At 70.9% G+C, this 14070-nt stretch carries 15 protein-coding genes, 1 tRNA gene and 3 pseudogenes; 11 read left to right on the top strand and 8 right to left on the bottom strand.

The window, feature by feature from the left end; all coding sequences use genetic code 11:
- The first annotated feature begins 241 nt into the window (after positions 1-241).
- The 3 genes from ACIBTS_RS02340 to ACIBTS_RS02350 all read left to right on the top strand — a co-directional run bounded on the left by ACIBTS_RS02340 (position 242) and on the right by ACIBTS_RS02350 (position 1472).
- Complete coding sequence (locus ACIBTS_RS02340; RefSeq protein ID WP_399315949.1) at positions 242-370, top strand: hypothetical protein; 129 nt, start codon at positions 242-244, stop codon at positions 368-370.
- A 158-nt stretch (positions 371-528) separates the two neighbouring features.
- Positions 529-1056: a hypothetical protein gene (locus tag ACIBTS_RS02345; protein ID WP_399315950.1), complete on the top strand. Its 528-nt coding sequence runs from the start codon at positions 529-531 to the stop codon at positions 1054-1056.
- The gene (locus tag ACIBTS_RS02350) at positions 1053-1472 is read left to right on the top strand and encodes a CBS domain-containing protein (RefSeq protein ID WP_399315951.1); all 420 of its coding nucleotides are present in this window, start codon (positions 1053-1055) and stop codon (positions 1470-1472) included. Before ACIBTS_RS02345 ends, ACIBTS_RS02350 begins: the two co-directional genes overlap by 4 nt.
- A 95-nt stretch (positions 1473-1567) precedes the next feature.
- Here the strand turns inward: ACIBTS_RS02350 and ACIBTS_RS02355 are convergent, their stop codons facing one another.
- The gene (locus tag ACIBTS_RS02355; RefSeq protein WP_399315953.1) at positions 1568-1768 is read right to left on the bottom strand and encodes a 2Fe-2S iron-sulfur cluster-binding protein; all 201 of its coding nucleotides are present in this window, start codon (positions 1766-1768) and stop codon (positions 1568-1570) included.
- Positions 1756-2067, bottom strand: a complete 312-nt coding sequence (locus tag ACIBTS_RS02360; protein WP_399315954.1) for an NADH-ubiquinone oxidoreductase-F iron-sulfur binding region domain-containing protein — start codon at positions 2065-2067, stop codon at positions 1756-1758. The genes ACIBTS_RS02355 and ACIBTS_RS02360 overlap by 13 nt, the downstream gene beginning before the upstream one ends.
- Here ACIBTS_RS02360 and ACIBTS_RS02365 point away from each other — a divergent pair.
- Positions 1985-3154, top strand: coding sequence for a PP2C family protein-serine/threonine phosphatase (locus ACIBTS_RS02365; protein WP_399315956.1), 1170 nt, complete (start codon positions 1985-1987; stop codon positions 3152-3154). The genes ACIBTS_RS02360 and ACIBTS_RS02365 overlap by 83 nt on opposite strands.
- A gap of 198 nt (positions 3155-3352) precedes the next feature.
- Here the strand turns inward: ACIBTS_RS02365 and ACIBTS_RS02370 are convergent, their stop codons facing one another.
- From ACIBTS_RS02370 to ACIBTS_RS02380, 3 genes and pseudogenes are all read right to left on the bottom strand, one after another.
- The gene (locus ACIBTS_RS02370; protein WP_399315957.1) at positions 3353-4237 is read right to left on the bottom strand and encodes a universal stress protein; all 885 of its coding nucleotides are present in this window, start codon (positions 4235-4237) and stop codon (positions 3353-3355) included.
- A gap of 71 nt (positions 4238-4308) precedes the next feature.
- Complete coding sequence (locus ACIBTS_RS02375) at positions 4309-4557, bottom strand: hypothetical protein (protein ID WP_399316644.1); 249 nt, start codon at positions 4555-4557, stop codon at positions 4309-4311.
- A gap of 133 nt (positions 4558-4690) precedes the next feature.
- Positions 4691-5263, bottom strand: a pseudogene (locus ACIBTS_RS02380) (hypothetical protein); the annotation flags it as partial.
- Positions 5264-5543: 280 nt separating this feature from the next.
- Between ACIBTS_RS02380 and ACIBTS_RS02385 the strand changes: the two are divergent.
- The 4 genes and pseudogenes from ACIBTS_RS02385 (at position 5544) to ACIBTS_RS02400 (ending at position 9344) form a co-directional block, all read left to right on the top strand.
- On the top strand, positions 5544-6452 hold the full coding sequence (locus tag ACIBTS_RS02385; RefSeq protein ID WP_399315958.1) for a hypothetical protein: 909 nt from the start codon (positions 5544-5546) through the stop codon (positions 6450-6452).
- 449 nt (positions 6453-6901) lie between these two features.
- Complete coding sequence (locus ACIBTS_RS02390; RefSeq protein WP_399315959.1) at positions 6902-7573, top strand: CBS domain-containing protein; 672 nt, start codon at positions 6902-6904, stop codon at positions 7571-7573.
- A 541-nt stretch (positions 7574-8114) separates the two neighbouring features.
- Positions 8115-8390 (top strand): annotated as a pseudogene (locus tag ACIBTS_RS02395) (hypothetical protein); the annotation flags it as partial.
- 255 nt (positions 8391-8645) lie between these two features.
- Positions 8646-9344, top strand: coding sequence for a lysophospholipid acyltransferase family protein (locus ACIBTS_RS02400; RefSeq protein ID WP_399315960.1), 699 nt, complete (start codon positions 8646-8648; stop codon positions 9342-9344).
- Between the two features lie 54 nt (positions 9345-9398).
- Here the strand turns inward: ACIBTS_RS02400 and ACIBTS_RS02405 are convergent, their stop codons facing one another.
- Positions 9399-9863: an HPP family protein gene (locus ACIBTS_RS02405; protein ID WP_399316597.1), complete on the bottom strand. Its 465-nt coding sequence runs from the start codon at positions 9861-9863 to the stop codon at positions 9399-9401.
- A 31-nt stretch (positions 9864-9894) separates the two neighbouring features.
- Here ACIBTS_RS02405 and ACIBTS_RS02410 point away from each other — a divergent pair.
- Positions 9895-10734 (top strand): annotated as a pseudogene (locus tag ACIBTS_RS02410) (tyrosine-type recombinase/integrase); the annotation flags it as partial.
- Positions 10735-10833: 99 nt separating this feature from the next.
- Here the strand turns inward: ACIBTS_RS02410 and ACIBTS_RS02415 are convergent.
- Both ACIBTS_RS02415 and ACIBTS_RS02420 read right to left on the bottom strand, forming a co-directional pair.
- Positions 10834-10907, bottom strand: a tRNA-Pro gene (locus ACIBTS_RS02415).
- A gap of 44 nt (positions 10908-10951) precedes the next feature.
- Positions 10952-12379, bottom strand: a complete 1428-nt coding sequence (locus tag ACIBTS_RS02420; RefSeq protein ID WP_399315961.1) for an MFS transporter — start codon at positions 12377-12379, stop codon at positions 10952-10954.
- Between the two features lie 114 nt (positions 12380-12493).
- Here ACIBTS_RS02420 and ACIBTS_RS02425 point away from each other — a divergent pair, with 114 nt between their 5' ends.
- Both ACIBTS_RS02425 and ACIBTS_RS02430 read left to right on the top strand, forming a co-directional pair.
- Positions 12494-13072: a helix-turn-helix domain-containing protein gene (locus tag ACIBTS_RS02425; RefSeq protein WP_319674812.1), complete on the top strand. Its 579-nt coding sequence runs from the start codon at positions 12494-12496 to the stop codon at positions 13070-13072.
- Between the two features lie 57 nt (positions 13073-13129).
- Complete coding sequence (locus ACIBTS_RS02430) at positions 13130-13600, top strand: hypothetical protein (RefSeq protein WP_399315962.1); 471 nt, start codon at positions 13130-13132, stop codon at positions 13598-13600.
- Positions 13601-14070 lie beyond the last annotated feature (470 nt).

Genomic DNA, 14070 nt, shown 5'->3' on the forward strand with positions numbered 1-14070 from the left:
CGGATCAACGTGCTGTTCGCGATGCTCCGCGACGGCACCTTCTACGAACCCCGAACCCCACGCCTCGCTTGACGAAAGACATAGAGGCACCCCCCTGAGGGGCGACGGTTCCGTCGTCGGCCTCGTGCGACCACAGTCGGCGTGTCTGTGAGCCGCCGGCGCCGACTGTCCCGCAGGTGCCGAGGGGGAAACGCCGGCGACGTCGGACCGGCACGCGAGCCGTTCCGCCACGCGCAGTCGCGTGACGTCGGCACTCCTGCGTAGCGAGGTCGGCCTCGGACACCACACCCATGAGGTGCTCCAGATCGTCCACCACGAGTACGGCGGTGACGTCGTTCGCCGCCAACAGGCTGACGATCTCGCCACGTGAGGCGGCTGGAGGCCCGCTCCTCGTGCACCCGTCGCCGTGGAGAAGACCGTGGCACTGCACACCTCACGCGACACGGCGATCAGCGACCCCCTCGGCGAAGCGGTCGACCGGGTGTCCACCGCGGCGGGCTTCCCGGCCCTGCTGGCAGCCGGCGGACGATGGCGTGCCGAGCGGCGCTGGACCGCAAGTTGCCGCGACTGGAGGAGATCCCGTTCGACAGCGAGCGCAAGCGGATGACGACCGTGCACCGCAGGCCGGAGTCAGGACTGTGGGTCGCGTGCAAAGGGGCGCCGGAATCCGTGCTCCGGCCGCAGATCCTGGCCGACGGCCCGGAAGCGCTCGCCCGAGCGGCCGCACAGGCAGAGGCGCTGGCACGCCGTCCAGGCGGCGGGCGTCTATCTGCCGCCCCTGCGGGAGCTGCTGGGCACGGAGCCACTGCCGCCCACGGACCTGGCAATCGTCGCCGTGGTGTCCGGCCTCGGCCATGTCGTCATGCGTCTCCAGGCCCGGCTGAAACCGGAACGCCCACCGCGCGGGGGCCCACCGCAGGCTCGAGAGCGCCCCGCCCGGCATGCGCACGGCAGACGCGGAATCCACACTGGTCTGTAGGAGTACCGGCCGGGGTGAAGCCAGGCTCCATGGGCTCTCCCCCCGCAGGTCACGACGCTCGAAGGAGACGACCATGACCACTGCCCGGGAGATCATGCACGGCGGTGCCACCTGCATCCAGGAGAACGAGACGCTGGAAGCCGCTGCACGCAAGATGCAGGAACTGGACGTCGGAGCCCTCCCGATCTGCGGCGAGGACGACCGGCTCCACGGGATCATCACCGACCGTGACATCGTGCTGAAGTGCGTTGCCAAGGGCAAGGACCCCAAGACCATGACCTCGGGCCTGCTCGAACAGGGCAAGCCGGTCACGATCGACGCCGAGGCCGATGCCGACCAGGTCCTGAGGGCCATGGAGGAGCACCGTATCCGCAGGCTGCCGGTGATCGACAACCACCGTCTCGTCGGCATGATCAGCGAGGCGGACCTCGCCCGTCATCTGCCCGAGGAGCGGGTGGGCCACTTCGTCGAGGTCGTCTGCGCGGCCCGCTGATCAGCCGACGGGTCATCGCACTCTCACGCGTACTGCCGTGACCTTGTATTCGGGGCAGGACGTGACGGTGTCCGCGTAGCTGGAGGTCAGGCGGTTCACCCCGCTCGCGGGGAAGTGGAAGGAGCTGAACACCTGGCCGGGGGCCGGCAGGAGCCGGCGGGGCTGAGCCGGTCGTCGGAGCAGAGCGCGGGCAGCTCGATTCCGGCCGCCCGTACCGCCGAGAGCAGTGAGGCTCCCTCGGGAACGGCGACACCCGTGCCGTCGACCTCAACCTCGCTCCAGCTCACAGCTCCCATCCCGCCAGTCGCTCCCCGTAGGCGCGGGCCAGGCTGCGCACCGCGGGTGGGATGCGCCGCCCGAAGGCGCACAGGCTCGCCTCGGCCAGAACACGCCCGAGCCGTTCCCATTCAGGTCCGGGTGGGGTGTCGACGGACGCCAGCTCCAGGCCGCGACGCGAGCCCACGCGGCAAGGGGAACAAGCACCACAGCTCTCCGCCTCGGCGAACCGCCAGATGTGCCGCAGCACCTCCTCCGGGGCCACCCCCTGGTCGAAGGCGACCAGCCCGGCGTGGCCGAGCGCGGCGGTCGATGACATCCGCTCCCACCCGGCCTCCGCCGGCTTCCCGCCCGGCCACCCGCGCCTGCGCACCCTCCTGGGAGTCGCCATCAGCGTCCGCGGTGCGATCTACGGTGACCTCTACCTGTCCGAACGACGCGACGGACAGCCCTTCGACGTCCACGACGAGAACATCGTCGTCGCCCTGGCCGGCGCCGCCGGTATCGCGATCGAAAACGTCCGCCTGTTCGAGCAGGCGCGTGCCGGGTCCGAGCAGTTCCAGCGACTTCTGCTGCCCACTCTGCCCGACCTGCGGCCCTTTGACGCCGCCGCCATCTACCGGCCCGCCGCCCAGCCTCATCCCCTCGGTGGGGACTGGTACGACGCCATCCTGCTCCCCGACGACACACTGGCGGTCGTCATCGGCGACGTGGTCGGCCACGATCTTCATGCTGCGGCCGCCATGGCCTCCACCCGAAACATGCTGCGCGCCCTGCTGTTCGACAGACGCACTCCGCCCAGCGCGGTCCTCGCCCAGCTCGACCGCACGCTGCAGGCCATCACCGACAATCCCGTCACCACCGTCAGCCTGGCCCGCGTCGAACCCGCCGGGCCCGCCGGGCCCGCCTGGAGGCTGCACTGGAGCAGTGCAGGCCACTTGCCACCACTGCTGATCACGCCCGACCGGCAAGCGGAGTACCTCTTTGCCGAGCCCGGACTACCGCTCGGGGTCGGCATCGAGCAGCCCCGCCCCGACCACACCCACCCCGTGCCCCCGGATGCCACCGTCGTCTTCTTCACCGACGGGCTCATCGAACACCCGGACCATCCCATCGATCAGAGCCTCGACGAACTCGCCGAACTCGCCACCGTCCATGCAGCCCTGCCACTCGATGACTACGTACAGACTCTTGCCGACCACCACCCCAGCGACGGCCACGACGACATCGCCATCCTCGCCATCCGTACCCCGCACACCTGCCCCTCCAGGCGCCCCGACAGACACACGAAGAACCGCGCCCCACCGAACCACGCCTGTCAAGGCGGGGCGGCTCCCGATCTGGTTACCGATCACGCACCTGTGACGAGTCCATCAGCTCGACGGACGAAGCAAAGTGGCTCATGACCAGCATGCCCGAGTGACTCATGACCAACAGCCGAAAACAGCCGTACCCACCTGCTCACCGCGAATCGTCACCCGCCTGCCACCACCCCGGACTCGGCGGACAGCTCGGCACCTGACGAAACGAACAGCGCCCGCGCCATGCGCTAGCCGCGGGACGACACCATCCGCGCAGTTCCCGTCACCGGCAAGCGGCAGGAATCACTCGCGTGGGACGACGGCCACCGGGCAGTGCGCGTGCTGCAGCACGGCGTGTGTGACCCGGCCCAGCGCACGGCCCACGTGGTGCGCGGACCTGCGCGCGCCCACCACGACGAGATCCGCGCGCATCGACGCCGCGACCAGTTCACCGGCCGGTGACGGGACCCTCACCACCTCTTCGGTCACCTCCAGGTCCGGGAACTCCTCCCGGACGGAGCCGAGCATGCGGGTGCTCGCCGCGGCCTCCGCCTCCACGGCCACCCGCACCGCGTCGGCCATGGGCGCCATGGTCCCGATGTACTGGAGGTAGGTCCACGTGCTCAGCAGGCGCAACGATGCCTTGCGCCGCCTGGCGGTCTCCGCGGCGAAGTGCACCGCCTCGAGGTCCCCTTCGTCCCGTACGCCCACCACGACCACCCCGCTCGACGGCTGCTCCGTGCCACGCACGACGACCACGGGGCACCTTGCCTGTCCGGTCACCGTCAGGCCGACCGAGCCCAGCAGCAGGGTGGAGAAACCGCCCAGCCCCCGCGAACCCACGACGATCGTCACCGCAGCTGCCGAAACACCCGCGGCGTGCGGAGCCGTCGACGCGGCCGCCCGCAGGAGGCTGTCGGCTGCGGGCTCCCGGCCGACCTCGGTGGAGACCGCCAGGCCGGGCGCCCTGGCGGAGGCCGCGGCCGCAGCCTCGGCCAGCAGAGACCGGGCCGCCTCACGGACCCGCCGGGCCGTGTCTGCGGACAGGCGTTCCGCCAGGTCGAGATCGACGGCGCACACGATGTGCAAGGGCTGATGTCGTAGGGCGGCCTCCTGCGCCGCCCACAGCACCGCGCGTGCTGCTCCGGCCGAACCGTCCGTCCCCACCACCACCGGCCCCTCAGACATACCTCACCAGCTCTTCCCGGCGCCAAGCAGAACCCGCCACGGTGTGGCACCTCCGGCCGGGCGACGGGGGGTCACCCGGGCACCCCCGGGTCGGTGTACCGCAGCAGCACGCCCACCCCGTCCTCCAGAGGCAGTTCCTCCCGCGCCACGACCACCAGCTCGGCGCCGGTGCGAACCAGTGCGCGGATCAGGGCCGCGCCGGGCGGATCCTCCTGGAAGCCGAGGACACCGTAGGGCTCCAGGTCGGTGGCCGAGAGGGCGATCTGCGTCGGCTCCGAGCCGGCCCACAGCCGCACGGGCAGATCGACGGGCGTGTTCAAGCAGCAGCGCGCTTACCTGAGCGCGCTGCAACGCAGCCACGACCGCTGCCATGCCCTCGACCGCGCCGGCGTGCCGAGCTCGCCGCGCCCGGAACGCCTCCACCCGAGCCCGGTCCCGCGCACTCATCCGGCCCCGGAAGACCTCCCCCAACTCCTGCTCCAGCAGCGCCCGTCCCTCACCGGCCGCCTGCCCGTCACCCGCGACGGTGACAACGCGCTCACGCAACGGCTCGGGAAGGCGGTTGGCCAGGACGCTGCGCGCCCACGCCTCCCCGCCCAGCACGATCACCTCGGCACCGCTGCGGTGGACCAGCTCCGCCAGCTCGCCGGCGATCTCGTCGGCGCCGTACGGCCACTCCGCCGCAGGACCGCTGCGCCGGTGACGCCGTTCAGGGGCGACGGCGCTGATCAGCCACCTCCCCGTCTGGAAGTCCACCTCCAGTTCCTCCACCAGGACCAGATGACCGTGGCTCGCGACGATGGCCTGCCCGTGCCGGCCGGAAACCTCCCGGTCCGTGCCCGCCACGTCGGCGACAACGGCCACGGTGGTGTCATCGGCCCCCTGCCCGGCCAGATCCTCACTCAGATGCCGGCGCCGCAGGCTGATCGCCGCCTCCGGATCGGGGACGTCACGCGAGGTGTCCAGGTAGGCGCAGGCATAGGGCCCCGGTCCTGCGTACACGGGGTCGAGAAAGGTCAGCTCCACGGTCGCTCCTCATCGCTGTGGCCCGTTCGAATCGCCCCGAACCGCTCCCCCGCCTCCCGGCCACCACTCGCGGCAACACCCAAAACCCGCCTCCGCTCTTCCAGTAGACCTCGCGGCCACCGACCTTGCGCGCCGGACAGCGCACCGATGCCCGCTCCCCCGGTCAGCCATACCCGGAGTCCTGACGACCGGGAGCGCAGGACCACGCATGCGGGCTCGGCCCCGACGGGCCTGACGTGTGTGGCCGCTGTCGCGGCGTCCGGGATTCGACGTTGTACTGGTGGCAGGAGTGCTGCCGAACGAGGGCAGCAGCCGTGTCGTCGTCCGACGTTTCTCGCCCCGCGAAGCCGGAGACGGTCTTCGCGGGCCGGGCGACTTCGACGCCTGGGTGTGCAGAGCCGTACTCAACCCCCGGACACCGCTGTTCCTGGAGGCACATCACCTGCTGCAGGAGGAGACCGACCACTGGGACCGTGCGCTGTGCCATTCCGCGCTCGCCGCCATCGCCTCGGGCTGCTCGACACAGGGCGAGATCGCCGAAAGTCTTGGCGCTCCGCTCACCGACGCCTCCCACTGTCTCGCGCTCCTGCAGGCAAACGGTCTGCTGTGCAACGAGCCCGACGCCTTCCGCCCGAACCTGATCCGGCTGCGCATCACGGAGCCACTGCTGGCCTTCGAACACGCGGCGGTCTGGCCCCACCGATGGCCCCACCGATCGGAGCTGGAGCAACAGGACCCCGCAGAGGTCTGGCGCCACGCACGACCCGTCTTCGACTCCGCGGTGGCGAGCCCCCACTTCGCCCGGATCTGCCGGGACTGGGTCAGGGACTTCGCCGACCCGGCCGTCTTCGGCGCACGTCCCGCCACGGTGGCCCATGGCTCACTGCCCGACCCGGCGCGCCGTGCCGGTCCGGACGCGGAGGCGGAAGTGGTCGTGCGCGGCCGGGTCGGCACCCGTTCCGGGGCTCTCCTGTCGGTGGGAGCGGCGCGCTGGAACGAGGTCATGGACCTGCACCACCTGGAACACCTCCGTCACCTCCTCGATCTGCTCGCCACGGACGGCGAGGACGTCACCCACGCCCGGCCCGCCTGCTACAGCGGCCTCGGATTCACGCCCGCGCTCCGCGCGGCCGAGGCCGACGACGGCGTAGTGCTCGTCGGCCTCGACCGGCTGTACCGGGGGGCGTAACCCGGCAGCAGCGAACGCGCGGTTCCCGGCGGTGATCCCGTTCAGCCGGGAGTCCCGCTCGTCGTCCCTGCCCGGGCAGGCCCCTCCCGGTGCTCCCGGCGGACCGGTTCCAGGCTGGCCGAACGGCCCACGTCCCGGGACCTTTGGGGCACATGCCGGGCATCAGGTGTCAGCCGTGGGGCGGCGTTTCCCCTGGCCGGTGGCCTGGCCGCCCGTTGCGGAGGGGCAGGCAACGGGTCCGTCAGTCGCGTCGACGACCCCGGTGATCGAGTCGCGGGTGCCGGGCCGCGAGCGCGGGCCGATGCCACTCGGCGGACGTGACCGCGGCGTGGTCCTCTCGCCCGCCCGGCCCGGTGCGCGCAGGACGCGTGGACAGTGCAGACACCCTCCAAAGGGCGGACAGTGGAGAGAGGACCCGTGCCGCGAACGCCTGCGGAGGGAGCGGTGACATGCTGCATCGATTGGTCGGAGACCTCATGACCACGGCCGTGGTGAGTGTGCGGCGGGACACAGGCTTCAAGGACATCGCCCAGCACCTCGCGGACCACGACATCACCGCGGTACCCGTCATCGACGACCAAGGGCGCCCGGTCGGCGTGGTGTCGGAGGCGGACCTGCTGCGCAAACAGGAGAGCCAGACGGATCCGGGCGGACATCTGGCCGCCGCGCACCTGCTGCCGGCGGAACGCGCCAAGGCCCTGGCACTGACCGCCGAGGGGCTGATGGCCAGCCCGGCCGTCACCGCGCGACCGCAATGGTCGGTCGTGGAGGCGGCCCGTGCCATGGCCCGTCACCACGTCAAACGGCTGCCAGTCGTGGACGACGCCGACCGGCTGGTGGGCATCGTCAGCCGTGGCGACCTGCTGCGCGTCTTCCTGCGGCGAGACCGCACGATCTGCGAGGAGATCACGACAGATGTCCTGACCCGGACCCTCGGCCTGGCTCCCGGCGCGGTCACCGTCCAGGTCACCGACGGCAGGGTGACGCTCAGCGGCGCCGTGCCGCAGGAGAGCCTCATCCCCATCGCGGTACGCCTGTCCGAGAGCGTCGACGGTGTCATCGACGTCACGAACCACCTTCGCCCCGAGACCGAAACGCCAGTCGGCACACCACGGCGGTGACCCGCATCCATGCTGCGGACGAGCTCACTCACACGGTCGTCGTCTTGGAACAGGGCTGATATCAGTGCCGGATGACCGGTCTGCTCCGTCACGACGGTCCGGACGCCGATCCTGCTGCCCGTCCAGCTCAGCCCGGTCCTGCACGAGACCCCGCTATGAACTCTTCGACGGGAAGCTCGATGCTGAAGGAGGAGCGGCCTGCCTCGAACGGCCCCGCAAGGAGGTGTGGACGAGCCGCAAGGGCACCCTGTGGCGCGTCCGAGCCGCTGCGACACCCCCCCAACGAAGAGACGCACCTGTGATCGGCTCTCACGTACGGCCCTGGCCGGGATTGCACCGCGCCGGTTTGCGGCGGTCGAGTCATAGGGACGGGAGCGACGAGGAACAGAGCGATGGGTGCTACCAACCACATCGCCGAAATGGTCTTGGCATCGGCGCAGGTCGCCGTCCGACCGAACAGAGACTGCCGGGTGGTCCCCCGCCGACGAGGACCAAGGCTCCGGATGGAGACACCCTCGGTCCGTGGCCGGATACGAAACCCGATCTCCCAGTTCCAGGCACGGAGAAAGGAACGCAACTGCTGGGCTGGTCCTGGCTGATCCCTCCCCTGCACTGGCATCTGGGGGCCGAGGCCAGCAGCCCGGTACGGGCCTACGAGTTCAACGCGGCGGCCGTCCGTGCACTGTGCGCGAAGGACCCCGCCCTCGATCACGCACTGTGCGTCTACGTCGCCGAGGTGATCGCAGACCGGCTCAGGGCCGCCCGAGTGCGGCTGCTCGACCTGTGCGGGCCCCACGGCGCGGGCGAAGTGCCCTGACAAGACGAGCGGAGGAGGAGATCCGGCGTGCCTGAGACCCCGCACATCGTGAGCGGCGTGATGTCCCGGAGGGTCGTGGCTGCGGGCGCGATGCGTCTGCACTGCCAGGTGCTCCTGCCGGGTCCGAAGCCAGCCGGGCGATGACCTGGTGCCGCTCCGCCGTGGAAAGCCAGGCTTCAATCACGCCCTGCGGTCCGTCGCCCAGCCGCGATCACAGGACCGCTACTGGTTGTCCCCCACGCTGGGGGTGGTGTCATGCTCAGTCGTCTCGCAGGCGTCGTGGTACCTGTCTTCGGCCGTTTGAAAGTCACCATGGAAAACGGTGCCGCACCGCCTGCGGGCAGCATCATCATCGCCAACCACACATCCCTCAGCGATCCCGCGGTCGTCCTCGCCGCGCTGCGCCGCCTCGGCACCGAACCCGTCATCCTGGCGGCTGCGGGGCTGTGGCGCATCCCCGTGCTCGGCCGCGTCCTGACCTGGGAGGGGCACATCCCGGTTCACCGTCACGACCCGCGAGCCGCGCAAGCACTGCGGGACGCCCAAGCCGCACTGGCCGCGGGCCGGTCCGTCCTGCTCTACCCGGAGGGCGGGCTCCCGCACCTCAAGGGCGTTCGCGAAGCTCCGCCCCGCCCCTTCCATCCGGGCCTCTTCCATCTCGCGCGGTCGACCGGCGCCCAGGTCGTGCCCCTCGGCCAGGCCGGAGCCCGCGCACTGGCATCAGGCAGCCCTCTCGAACAGGTGGCGAGGCTGCTCACCGCCCCGCTGCGCCGCCCGAGACTGCACGTGCACGTCGGTGCACCGCTGTATGTCGGCAGCGAACAGGCCCTTGCCCTGGCCCGCAGCGCGCTGACCCGGGCCTGGTGCGCCGCGGCCCGACGAATCGGCGCACCGGTGATCCCCGGCGCGTCCGGCCTACCCGGCTCTGACGGGCCTGACGCCGAGGTCGGGTGACACCAGAAGCCTTACCGAGTGTCACCTCGGTAAGCACGCCTCAGTAGTGGGTCGTCAGGGCACCGCCGTTCCACGGTAGCCACGCCGGGGCGGGAGGCCGGGCAACACCGTGGGCGGGCGCTGCGGCCGCGTGTCGGCGGGCTCCTTCTGCACCGGACGACCGGCGAGGGCCGCCACGATGTCGGCTGCGGTCAGCACCCCGGCGAGACGTCCGTCTTCGCCCAGCACCGGGAGGGTGTCGACTTCGGTACAGCTCATGAGGTCGGCTGCGTGGCGTACGGTCTCCTCCGCGTGCACGAGCGCGGGCCGGTGGCCGGGCAGGAGTTCGTCCACGCGCAGGCCGGACAGCGAAGCGGCGGGTGCCGCGCAGGCGACCGCCACGTCGGCCCTGTCCAGCAGGCCGGCACAGCGACCGTCCGGACGCACGACCGGAAGGTGACGGGAGCCGGATCGCTCCAGCAACTCCCAGGCCACGAGCACGGTTTCGTCGACAGCGACCGTGACCGCGGCAGTGCGCATCACGTCGGCGACCGTCCGCGCCAAGACCTCCGTCGACCGCACCGTGCAGAACTGGATCGCCGACGAGCACAGTCGCTCGACGGTGAAGAACACCATCGCCGTCCTGGTCCGTGTCATGGAGCAGGCAGTCCGTGACGGCATCATCAAGGTCAACCCCGCCCGGGTGACCGGCTGGCAGAAGCTCTACAAGCAGGCCGAGGACGAACTCCTCGGCCCACGCGCGCTGGCCCTGCCCGACTGGGAGACCCTCGTCGCACTGGCCGACGCGCTCGTGGCCGCCTCCCACGACCAGTACCGCGGCTGGGGAGATGTGGTCATCTTCGCCGCGTGCACCGCCGCACGGATCGGCGAGGTCTCAGGCTGCCGCGTCGGAGACATCGACACCGCCCAGTGGATCTGGACCGTGCGGCGGCAGACCACACCCGCGCCCGGCGGGCTGACCGACAAGGGCACCAAGGGCAAGCGGGCCCGCAAGGTTCCCATCGTCGAGGAGATCCGCCCCCTCGTCGCCCAGCGCATCCTGTCCGCCGGCCCCGATCCCGACGCCCGCCTGTTCACCGGCCCGCGCGGCGGACGCATCTCCACCGCCGTCCTGCGCGACGCCACACACTGGGACGACGTGGTCACCAAGCTCGGCTACGAGCACCTGCGCCGCCATGACCTCCGGCACACCGGACTGACCTTCGCCGACGCCGGAGTCCAAGTGCACGTCCTCCGCAGGATCGCCGGCCACGGGTCACTGACCACCACCCAGCGCTACCTGCACCCGGACGTACACAAGATCACGGCCGCCGGAGCAGCGCTCTCCGCACACCTCAGCGTGCTGCGCGCGCCGCGCTCGCTGCCGAGCCCGATCGTCGTCACCCGCTGACGCCGGTCAAGGACGCCGGTCCCCAACTGGTCCCCAAGAACGATCAAGGGCCGGTTTCGGATACCTCCGAAACCGGCCCTGACCTGCAACTGTCTCCAGTCGGGACGACAGGATTTGAACCTGCGACCCCTTGACCCCCAGTCAAGTGCGCTACCAAGCTGCGCCACGTCCCGAGGCGTTTCCGCGGCGGTGAGCTGCGAGAACGCGTAGGTGAACCTTACCGTACGGGGGTGGGTGCGGCGGTCGGCGCCGGGGTGACAGGTGCCGACCGGCGGGCGGGGCGACGGGCGGGGACCAACAGGGCGGCGAGGGCCGCGCACAGGCAGAGCAGCGTCAGCAGGATGAAGCCGTGGGTGTAGCCGGAGTCGTAGGGCAGACCCGAGGGCTGGAGGCGGCCGGTGACCAGGACGCTGGTGACGGCGGCGCCGATGGAGCCGCCGATGGTACGGATGTTGGCGTTCATTCCGGTGGCGGCGCCGGTCTGCGCGGGAGGGACGCTACCGACGATCAGGTTGGCCATGGAGGCGAAGGCGAGCCCGATGCCGAGGCCGAACACGCCTGCCACGAGGCCGACTTGCCACTGCTCGTCGTGCCAGAGAGTAAGGAAGCCCAGGGCGAGTCCGCCGAGTGCGGCACCGGTCGTGAGCAACGCCTTCGCGCCCACGCGGGGTTCGAGGCGACCGCTGAGCACACCGGAGACGAACATCGCGACGAGCATCGGCAGCATCAGCAGTCCGGAGGCGGTGACGCTCGCGCCGAAGCCGTAGCCGGCCGTGCTCGGGGTCTGGACGAAGCCGGGCAGGAAGGACCAGATCGCGTACATGCCCGCACCGAACAGCAGGGCGGCGAGGTTGGTGGTCCACACGGCCGGCAGCCGCATGATGCGCAGGTCGATCAGCGGGGACCGGGAACGGGCCTCGGCCGTCAGCCACAGCGCGAACAGGGCCACGGCCAGGGCGAACAGGCCGATCACGCGGGCCGATCCCCAACCCCAGCTGCCCGCCTGGCTCAGCGGCAGCAGCAGGGCGACGAGCCAGCCCGACAGAAGCACCGCGCCGAGCCAACTGACGCCGCCCTCGGCCCTGTTGGGCGACTCTGGGACGTAGCGCAGGGCGATCACGGCAGCAGCGGCGACGATGCCGACGGGGATCCAGAACAGCCAGCGGAAGTCGAGCGCGGAGACGATCGGTCCGGCCGCGACCATGCCGACACCGCCGCCCGCGGCGATCACGGCGGACAGGTTGCTGATGCTGCCGGCCACCTGGGACGGGGCGAACTCGTCCCGGATGATGCCGAACGACAGCGGGAACAGGGCGCCGCCGACGCCCTGGATCACGCGGGCGACGATCAGGACGCCGATGGTCGGCGCGAGCGCGGCGAGCAGACAGCCCACCAGAACGGCGACGAGGACCGCGACGAGGGTGCGCTTCCTGCCGATCAGGTCGCCGACGCGGCCGAGGATCGGCGTGAAGACGGACGCGGACAGCAGATACGCGGTCATCACCCAGGTCCCGGTGGACTGCGAGGTGTGCAGGGCGTGCTGGACGGTCGGCAGGGCCGGCGCTATCAGCGACTGGAGCATGGAGAACACGCCCGCACCGGTCGCGAGGACCGCGAAGGTGAGGCGGGTGGACGTGCGGGGCATGAAGAAGCCTCTCGAAAAGAGGGGAGGAGGGCCTCGGACTGTTAAAGTGGAGGCACTCCTCCACTGTAGCGGAGGCAACCCTCCGGTTCAACCGAGTCCGCCCAGGAGGCAGTAGTGCCGGCCCAGCAGTTCCCCCTCAGCGAGATCGTCGCGGTGCAGCGCCCCACCCGTAAGGACGCCGCCCGCAACTACGACGCGCTGCTCACGGCCGCGCGCGAGGCGTTCGCCGAGCACGGCTCGGAGGCCTCCCTGGAGGACATCGCCCGGCGAGCAGGGGTCGGCATCGGCACGCTGTACCGGAACTTCCCGACCCGCCGGGCACTCTTCGAGAGCGTCTACGCCGACGAGGTCAACGCGTTGTGCCGGTCGGCCCTGGAGTTCGCCGACCTGGAACCGTGGGAGGCGCTCACCTCCTGGCTCGACCGGTTCGCCACCTACATGGTCACCAAGCGGGCGGTGCGCGAGGCGCTGGACGGCGAGTCGGAGATCTTCCAGGCCTGCCGCGAGTCGCTGTACGGGACCTGCGGTCCGCTGTTCGAGCGGGCACAGCAGGCCGGCGTCGCCCGCGCCGACATGGACTTCGGCGATCTGCTGCGCCTGGTTGCCGGTGTCACGGCGACCGCGTTCATGGACGACGCCCAGCGCGACCGCGTCCTGGCCATCGCCCTGGACGGGGTGCGCGCCGGGCGCTGAGAGGCCCCGGTCGGTCCGCGAGGCCTCGGCACTTCGGTCCGCGAGGCCTCGGTACCGGTGACGGACGTCGACGAGGCGGCCGCGACGGCGGTAGCGGAGAAGGCCGCCAGTACGGGCGGCCCATCGGCTCCCTTCCAGGCCAAGGTGAACTCCTCCGCCGTGGACGCGGTGTACACCGGTATGCAGGTGTTCGGCGGGATCACGCAGACCTGGGAGCACGTGGCGCATCTGTATCTGCGCGAGGTCCTGTCGGGCGCGACCGTGCTCGCGACTACCGCCGACCTGCTGCCCGTGCCGGCGGAGCCGGAGGCGACGGCACGACCGTGCACACGCCCCTGGACTTCGGGGACCCGGCCGGCCGGGAGCGGCTGCGCGGCGCCTTCCGGGCCTGGCTCGCCGAGCACCCGCTGCCCGCACGCCTCCCGGACGAGCCGTTCCCCATCCTCCTGCACCGCCGGTGCCGCCTGCTGCACTCCGGCGGCCGGACCGGCCTCGACGTGCCCGAGGAACACGGCGGGCGCGGCCTGACGCACCTTCACCAGGTGCCGGTCAGCGACGAGTTGGGGACCGCAGCCCGTCGCTCCACAGGGAGGGCTCCACTAGCCCTTCCCGGTCACTCCACGACCGACATACAGAATTTCCCGTCCCCTTACTTCGCGCCGGGAATGTGCGTTGCGATTCGGACCATGCAGTCCAAAGGAACCCATTTCTTGCGGTCGTTCATGTTTCCACCATGTGAGTCGGGGGTGAACGGGACGGCGTCCGAAAGGAATTCAACCGATTTCCTACGCCCTGGCCCTCCCGCCACGACTGACCGAATCATTGCGGCTGGATACCAGCCGGTCGTTCGATCGTTGACCAGTGAGTAACAAGCGCACTACCTTTCAACGCGTTTCGAGCACGCGCTGTAGAACGGCGTTCCGCGGTGGTCCTCTCCCCGCCGGAATCCGGTGAGCCGCCTTTGCTGTCCCGAACCCCCCACCGTGCAGTCTCACCCT

The sequence above is a fragment of the Streptomyces sp. NPDC050121 genome, assembly GCF_044460385.1.
Taxonomy (GTDB): Bacteria; Actinomycetota; Actinomycetes; order Streptomycetales; family Streptomycetaceae; genus Streptomyces; species Streptomyces soliscabiei.

Bases quoted from the DNA above. Each gene is read 5' to 3' on its own strand.
- ACIBTS_RS02345 (WP_399315950.1), top strand. From the start codon at position 529: ATGGCGTGCCGAGCGGCGCTGGACCGCAAGTTGCCGCGACTGGAGGAG.
- ACIBTS_RS02350 (WP_399315951.1), top strand. From the start codon at position 1,053: ATGACCACTGCCCGGGAGATCATGCACGGCGGTGCCACCTGCATCCAG.
- ACIBTS_RS02355 (WP_399315953.1), bottom strand. From the start codon at position 1,768: ATGGGAGCTGTGAGCTGGAGCGAGGTTGAGGTCGACGGCACGGGTGTC.
- ACIBTS_RS02365 (WP_399315956.1), top strand. From the start codon at position 1,985: ATGTGCCGCAGCACCTCCTCCGGGGCCACCCCCTGGTCGAAGGCGACC.
- ACIBTS_RS02360 (WP_399315954.1), bottom strand. From the start codon at position 2,067: ATGTCATCGACCGCCGCGCTCGGCCACGCCGGGCTGGTCGCCTTCGAC.
- ACIBTS_RS02370 (WP_399315957.1), bottom strand. From the start codon at position 4,237: ATGTCTGAGGGGCCGGTGGTGGTGGGGACGGACGGTTCGGCCGGAGCA.
- ACIBTS_RS02390 (WP_399315959.1), top strand. From the start codon at position 6,902: ATGCTGCATCGATTGGTCGGAGACCTCATGACCACGGCCGTGGTGAGT.
- ACIBTS_RS02400 (WP_399315960.1), top strand. From the start codon at position 8,646: ATGCTCAGTCGTCTCGCAGGCGTCGTGGTACCTGTCTTCGGCCGTTTG.
- ACIBTS_RS02405 (WP_399316597.1), bottom strand. From the start codon at position 9,863: ATGCGCACTGCCGCGGTCACGGTCGCTGTCGACGAAACCGTGCTCGTG.
- ACIBTS_RS02420 (WP_399315961.1), bottom strand. From the start codon at position 12,379: ATGCCCCGCACGTCCACCCGCCTCACCTTCGCGGTCCTCGCGACCGGT.